This window comes from Paenarthrobacter sp. PH39-S1 (assembly GCF_030063245.1).
Classification (GTDB): Bacteria; Actinomycetota; Actinomycetes; order Actinomycetales; family Micrococcaceae; genus Arthrobacter_M.
This window is the reverse complement of the sequence record NZ_JASISR010000073.1, coordinates 1-5,817: the sequence shown is the minus strand read 5'-3', so window position 1 is coordinate 5,817 and position 5,817 is coordinate 1. Positions and strand designations below refer to the sequence as shown.

General features: G+C 63.6%; 8 protein-coding genes. 3 read left to right on the top strand and 5 right to left on the bottom strand.

Annotated features, from left to right (window positions below):
* Positions 1-457 precede the first annotated feature (457 nt).
* Positions 458-1,702, bottom strand: coding sequence for a non-homologous end-joining DNA ligase (ligD, locus tag QMG52_RS21305; RefSeq protein ID WP_283562408.1), 1,245 nt, complete (start codon positions 1,700-1,702; stop codon positions 458-460).
* Positions 1,703-2,030: 328 nt separating this feature from the next.
* Between ligD and QMG52_RS21300 the strand changes: the two genes are divergently transcribed.
* Complete coding sequence (locus QMG52_RS21300) at positions 2,031-2,237, top strand: hypothetical protein (RefSeq protein WP_283562407.1); 207 nt, start codon at positions 2,031-2,033, stop codon at positions 2,235-2,237.
* Positions 2,234-2,425, top strand: a complete 192-nt coding sequence (locus QMG52_RS21295; RefSeq protein WP_283562406.1) for a hypothetical protein — start codon at positions 2,234-2,236, stop codon at positions 2,423-2,425. The genes QMG52_RS21300 and QMG52_RS21295 overlap by 4 nt, the downstream gene beginning before the upstream one ends.
* Positions 2,426-3,339: 914 nt before the next feature.
* Here QMG52_RS21295 and QMG52_RS21290 read toward each other — a convergent pair.
* Together QMG52_RS21290 and QMG52_RS21285 are read right to left on the bottom strand one after the other, a co-directional pair.
* The gene (locus tag QMG52_RS21290; protein ID WP_283562405.1) at positions 3,340-3,633 is read right to left on the bottom strand and encodes a hydroxymethylglutaryl-CoA lyase-like TIM-barrel protein; all 294 of its coding nucleotides are present in this window, start codon (positions 3,631-3,633) and stop codon (positions 3,340-3,342) included.
* Positions 3,630-3,884, bottom strand: a complete 255-nt coding sequence (locus tag QMG52_RS21285) for a hypothetical protein (protein ID WP_283562404.1) — start codon at positions 3,882-3,884, stop codon at positions 3,630-3,632. Before QMG52_RS21285 ends, QMG52_RS21290 begins: the two co-directional genes overlap by 4 nt.
* Before the next feature lie 10 nt (positions 3,885-3,894).
* Here QMG52_RS21285 and QMG52_RS21280 point away from each other — a divergent pair, with 10 nt between their 5' ends.
* Positions 3,895-4,125, top strand: coding sequence for a hypothetical protein (locus tag QMG52_RS21280; protein ID WP_283562403.1), 231 nt, complete (start codon positions 3,895-3,897; stop codon positions 4,123-4,125).
* A 24-nt stretch (positions 4,126-4,149) separates the two neighbouring features.
* Here the strand turns inward: QMG52_RS21280 and QMG52_RS22525 are convergent, their stop codons facing one another.
* Complete coding sequence (locus tag QMG52_RS22525) at positions 4,150-4,518, bottom strand: TetR/AcrR family transcriptional regulator (RefSeq protein WP_502920592.1); 369 nt, start codon at positions 4,516-4,518, stop codon at positions 4,150-4,152.
* Between the two features lie 205 nt (positions 4,519-4,723).
* Positions 4,724-5,668, bottom strand: coding sequence for a M20 metallopeptidase family protein (locus tag QMG52_RS21275; protein WP_283562402.1), 945 nt, complete (start codon positions 5,666-5,668; stop codon positions 4,724-4,726).
* Positions 5,669-5,817: the final 149 nt, after the last annotated feature.

Here is a 5,817-nt window from a genome sequence, read left to right as displayed (position 1 = left end):
ACAATGTGCACACTTTGGGCGTCGGATCGAGTCGGACTGGTGCCGGACTGCTTCGGATTCGGTATGTTCACGGGGCTTCCCTGTGTTTACGGGGGCTGGAAGCCGGTTCGAGTCCCACCTCGGGCACCGTATTACCGCAGGTCAGGGGCAAGTCCGCCCCTGATCTGGGCATAAATTGCATAAATGTGCTCGCGCAATGTCGGCTGGGGTGCCAGCCGGTGGGGCTAGGTTATGGGCCCCCTTGTTCTCCTGGCGAGTCCTCCCAAGGTCATTTCGGTTTCTCCTCGTCCGGCTGATGCCTGACATTTTTCGTCGTACACGTGTTGATCGTTCGATTGTGGCCGACTAAGATGTCTGGCTGGCGTCAGAGCTGTGGTCAGGCCTCGCTCCGTCTGTTGGACGGGAACGCGACTCGCGAGGTTCGGTCCTAGATTTGCAGGGACAACGTGCGGCGTTGTCAGGACCCGCGGCGCCCTGGCCACACTTTGCCCGCCCATGGGTCGTAGTCAGTGATGAGCTCCTCCTGGGACGGACGCTCATTTTCGGGGATGTGCTGCAGGTTCACCCGTACCCGGTACCAGAGCGAACTCGATCCGCGCATTCCGTCGACGAGTATGTCGGCGGGATGCAGGGCCGGGAGGAGGTCCGCATGCCGAGTCCTCCATTTGTCGAGCGCCGCGAGCGCCTCGGGCTTTGTCTTGGTTCGTGCCACCTCGATAAGCGGCATCACCGACTGCCGGCGGCCGGAGCCGTCGCCGCCGCGCGGCGGATTTTCGGCGGGGCCGAGCTCGGCAGCCAAGGCGATGAGTCTGTCGAGCGTCCCTACCGCATCGTCGATGCCGGCGTGGGGGTCGCCCATCGCTGCGAAGCGCCCAAGTACCGTGGGCACCGTGAATTGTTCCGGCCGGGTGGAGGTAACCTCGTCCCAAGTGAGCGGAGTCGAGACGCGGGCGTCGGGAAGGGGCCGGATCGAGTACGCCGATGCCACGGTGCGGTCCTTGGCGTTTTGGTTGAAGTCAACGAAGACACTCTCGCCGCGCTCCTCCTTCCACCACCGTGCGGTGGCCAGGCCCGGAGCGCGGTTTTCGACCTCGCGGGCGAGGGTCTCGGCGGCGAGCCGCACGTCGCGGTAGGACCATTGGGGCGCGATGCGCACCAGAATGTGGAGTCCCCGCGAACCGCTCGTCTTCGGCCACCCCACCAGTCCGACGTCCTCGAGCACCTCCCGCGCGACGTAGGCGACGTCAACGATCTGCGAGTAGTCGACCCCCGGCATCGGGTCGAGGTCGACCCGGAGCTCGTCGGGATGCTCAAGGTCCTCGGCGCGCACGGGGTGCGGGTTGAGGTCCAGGCATCCAAGATTCACGACCCACGCCAAGCCCGCCGCATCCCGGATGACGGCCTCTTCAGCCGATGTCCCCGACGCGTAGTGCAGCGTCGTCGTGTCGATGAAGTCCGGGTGGTTTTCAGGCACGCGCTTCTGAAAGAAGGGCTCCGCGCCGATCCCCTTTGGGAAGCGCTTGAGCACCATGGGTCGTCCTCCGGCGCCCCGCAACGCACCCTCCGCGACGGCGACGTAATAGCGGACCAAGTCGAGCTTGGTCAGCCCGGGATCGGGGAACACCACCTTGTCCGGACTCGAGATGCGAACCTCGTTACCGGCAATGTTGAGGATCTCGGCGGGGGTCTTCGACGGGTTCATTCCGCCACGCTAGCAATGATTGGATGTCCCAGCCAGACCAGCGGCGGGGAAGCGTAGTTGATCTGGAAAGCGCCCGGGGCGCCCTTGTCCAGCCGTAAGTTTGAAATCGGGCAAATGTGCGACGGCGGTGCGCGCGGCGCCCAGCCAGCGAACCAGGTGCATCACCGCATGCCCGGGAGCGAGGCGCATTTCTCTCCGGTCTGACCAGACAGTGGTGTTACCGCTTCGGCTGCTGCCTTTAGATTCTCTCAAGGCAGGCGGTGGCTGTGGAACGTGCAAGGAGTTCCTGCCATCGACGAGGCCGGTACTGGATTGGTACCATGACGGTATGGCTATGAACTTGCGTGTTCCGGCGGACCTTGATCGGGAGCTTGAGCAGCTTGCCGTTGAGGAGCACACGTCGAAATCGGCGTTACTGCTTCAGGGCGCGGAGTTGGTGCTGCAGCGCCACCGTCGTCGGCGCGAGATCGCGGCCAGTATCGAGTTCGTCAAGAGCCACGACGCGGAGCTGCTGACGCGGCTTGCGGATGCATGACGCAATACCTCGACATCGAAGATGCAACCCAGGTCATTGACGGTTACCGCTTCCATGTCCGCGACATCGGCCGGCTTGCCTCTGCCCTCGCGCGGCCGGCAACAACTGTTATGGGAGCCGATGCTTATCCTGGCTTGTCGCTGAAAATTGCGGCCCTGCTGGAGTCGGTTGCGCGGTTCACCCGCTGATCGACGGGAATAAGCGCGCGGCGTGGACGCTGGCGGTGTCGATGCACCGCGGCGGGTGTGCCGTTCGCAGAGAGGTGGGGGAGTGGTCATGTCGGGAACTGCCGAACGCCCTGTGGACAGCTAGGACGATTCTCGGATGGAACGATGTGGGAGGTGACCATGAAATCCTGAATCACCGCCCGTTGGCCGCTTCACGGTTGGCAGGCGTCATTGCGGTCATCGCAGGAGGGAGGGTGCGGTAAATAATATGACTTCCGCCGAAACGTTTTTGGGCCGAGTTCGATATTCCGGCTACGGCGCAGAGCATCAGGTAACGTTCAAGCGCAAGTCGTAGCCGCCGTCGCGCCTGATCGGTTATAGCGTCGAGTTTAACGACGGGATCGGGCGATTCAAAGTTCAAGCCCGCCCCTGATCGCCTGCCGTCACGCGCGGCGCAGACGGGCTAGCGTTGCCGTTTGTCGTAGTTGATGCGCGGCTTGGAAGGGGATTCTTTCGACGAACCCGGGCATGGTGTGGAAGCGCTTGTTCTTGTCCATCGCGGTGAGCCGGCCCATCTCCTCTGTCGTCAGTTCGAAGCCGAACAGTCCGAAGTTGGACTGGATGTGGGCTGGGTTGGTGGATTTCGGGATGACGATGTTGCCGTCCTAGACGTGCCATCGCAGGATCACCTGCACGTGCGGCCGATTTTCCGTACTTATTCCTGTGCTCCGCGAAGAGCGGTTCGGGCCAGGCCACTGGCATGGATGTGTCGACGGCGCGCTCGTTCAGGTTTATGTTGGCGGCGTCGATCGACTGGAACATCAAGGCGCGGGCCCGTTCAGCGTCCCTTACGGGGTGCTGAACGGGCCCGTGCTGGGGCGTACTCGTTCAGGCTGCCTGACTTGCGGCGGCGAGTTGGACGACGACGTCGACGATCATGTCTTCTTGTCCCCCGACGTAGCGATTTTCGCGTTTTTTGTTTCGTCGACGGCGGCCCGGACTAGGTCGAGCTCCGGGGTCAGGGAGAAGCCGTAGTTGAAGGAGGATCCGCCGAGTCCGTCTCCGTGGGTGACTTCGATGACTTCCACGCGGGCGTCGTCGAGGGCCCGGACGATGGAGCGGACATGGTCCACGGTGAACTTGTGGCTCATGGCGTGCGAGCCGTCGCGTAGCGTGGTGTCGGTGAGACGGACCCTGAAGTCCGGGGCAGGGGTGGCGGGGGTGCTCATGCGTGGGCTCCTACGGTGCTTGCAGTGGTGGCGGCGGCGTTCATGCGTTCGGCGAGCAGGTCGGCGGTGCGGGTTGCGGCGGCGGTGATGATGTCAAGGTTGCCGGCGTATTCGGGCAGGTAGTCCGCGGCGCCGCGGACCTGGATCCAAATCCCGACGCCGCCGTTGCCGTTCCAGTCCTCGCGTGCGGTGTCGAATTGCGGTTCGACGCGCAACGCGTAGCCGGGCACGTAGTCCTGGATATCGGCCACGGCTTGATCGATGGCCAGACGGGTGCCCTCTCCGTTCGGGCTGAGCCGGCTATCGGACGTATCCCTTTGGGTCGGCCATCCCGGGCTCGACCGCCGCCAGTCGAAGCCACGCACGTGGCTCCTGGTCGTGGACGTCTTCGGCGTCGAGCAGCACAGTCTCCTGGACGCCGTGTCCGAGGCACAGCTCACCGCACTCCGCAGACAGGGCCTGAGGCTCGCCTCGCGCTACACGGCAAGCTGAGACCTCCTGCCCGCCCACTCCGGCTCATAGACCCAAGCTCGACAAGCGGGATCGCGTACGGGGACGGGCGAGAAAGCCACTCACGGTCAGATCGGCTGCGGCACCAAAATCTGTTGCATTGCCGGGGCGAGCACGGTGAAGATTTTTCCGTCTCAGCGGCGACGAGCGTGGGCACGCCGATGATGCCCGGCCGGTGACAACGCCGACGAGCATCGAAGAGGCGAGGCCGGCGCGAAGGGCAGCGTCGGCGTTGGCGCGGCCGCTGGTTCCGTCCATCAGCCGGGATTGGATAAAGCCGCGCAACTGCTCGCTCGCGTTCCCGTTCACGATCCCGCCGCGCAACATCGCCATCAGCGGCTCTGACTGTTCAGGTGCCCCTTCCCACGCACTCAGGTAGGCGCGGACAACCCGTTCGCCCAGGTGCTCATTCGATCCCTCGAACGCCGTGCTGAAGCTCTCGAGGGCAGAGGGTGGAATCGCCCTTCACTGCCGCGAAGAGCTCGTCTTTCGAGCGATAGAACTGCATCACCTGGGATGCATCCACCTCTGCATTCGAGGCAACGAGCCTGATGGTGGTGGCAGGGGTCTACCTGGCCGATCAGCGCGAGAGGTAGTCCAGGGCGATCTGCACCTCGACCTTTACCCCTGCCTCGAGCGCTGTTTCGTCGACATCGAATTTCGGATGATGGTTCTGGTAGGGGTAACCCTGCGACTCGTCCCCGCCGCCGAGAAAGAGAAAGCACGCAGGGATCCGTGTCGAGTATGCGGAGAAGTCTTCGCTGGCGCTCGTGGCTGGCCCCCACCGGACCTCAGGCGTGCCAAGGGCCGTTGAAGCCGCGGAGAAGACCAGTTGGGAGCATGCCTCGTCATTGACGACGGCGGCGTAGCCTTCCTGCCACTCCATCTTGTATGTGGCCTGATTGGCGGAGCAGACGCCGGCAGCGATTTCTTCGGCCCGCCGTTTGACGTATTGGCGATCCCGGTCGTCGGTGGTACGCAATGAGATTCCTAACCGCGCCTTGTCGGGAATCACGTTCGGCGCCTCGCCGGCTTGGAAGCTGCCGACAGTGGCGACTGCGAAGTGATCGGGTGCGATGGATCTCGACACAATCGTCTGGACGGCAAGGACAATTTCGGATCCCACCACGACAGGGTCTATCCCATGCTGGGGCATAGAGCCGTGGGATCCTTTGCCCTGGATCGTGAGGTATCCACCGTCCACTGCCGTGGACGCCGGGCCGCGGGGGATGACGATGCTGCCCGATTTTTGGTTCATGACATGGAGGCCGAAGATCGCGTTGACGTCGTCGAGCACGCCGGCCGACACCATCTCGGCCGCACCTCCCGGCGGCTGTTCTTCGGCGTGCTGAAAAATGAACTTCACCGTGCCGCCAAGTCGGGGGCGCATCTCTGAGAGCGCCCTCGCAGCGCCCAGAAGCATCGCGGTGTGCGCGTCGTGCCCGCAGGCGTGCATGACGCCCGGGTTTTGGGATTCGAACTCGAGGCCGGTCTCTTCGCTGAGGGGCGGCCTGCAGCATTCCACTAGTGTCCTGCGTCGTAAATTTGTTGAATAAGTGTTAAAATTGGTGTATGGCACGCACTGGACGCCCGAAGGCTGAACTGATCCTCACCGAGGAAGAACGCGATCAGCTTTCTCGGTGGACCCGCAGGCGCAAGTCCTCCCAGGCCCTG